This window comes from Haloarcula sp. Atlit-120R (assembly GCF_003665885.1).
In the GTDB taxonomy this organism is placed as follows: Archaea; Halobacteriota; Halobacteria; order Halobacteriales; family Haloarculaceae; genus Haloarcula; species Haloarcula taiwanensis.
Genome location: NZ_QPLN01000040.1, coordinates 1 through 571, shown reverse-complemented (window position 1 = coordinate 571; position 571 = coordinate 1). Strand labels below are relative to the sequence as shown.

At 59.2% G+C, this 571-nt stretch carries 1 rRNA gene; it reads right to left on the bottom strand.

The window, feature by feature from the left end:
* A 16S ribosomal RNA gene (locus tag DVK01_RS21120) occupies positions 1 to 571 on the bottom strand; the annotation flags it as partial.

Genomic DNA, 571 nt, shown 5'->3' with positions numbered 1-571 from the left:
AAGTCGTCAACCTGACCGTCATTACTACTGTCGGGACCGGTGAGATGTCCGGCGTTGAGTCCAATTAAACCGCAGGCTCCTCCGGTTGTGGTGCTCCCCCGCCAATTCCTTTAAGTTTCATCCTTGCAGACGTACTTCCCAGGCGGCTCGCTTCTCGGCTTCCCTAGGGCGCAGCGCAGGCTCGTAGCCTACGGCACACCTAGCGAGCATCGTTTACAGCTAGGACTACCCGGGTATCTAATCCGGTTCGAGACCCTAGCTTTCGTCCCTCACCGTCGGGTCCGTCTTCCTGAGGTGGTTTCCCCATTGGTGGTCCGTCCAGGATTACAGGATTTCACTCCTACCCCGGACGTACCCCTCAGGTCTTCCGGCCCCAAGCCGGACAGTTTCCGCTGGACGCCGACGCGTTGAGCGCGTCGATTTCCCAACGGACTTGTCCGGCCGGCTACGGACGCTTTAGGCCCAATAATATCGGCCATCACTTGGACTGCCGGTATTACCGCGGCGGCTGGCACCGGTCTTGCCCAGTCCTTGTTCCTGTACCACCTTACGGTACAGAAAAGCGAGGGCT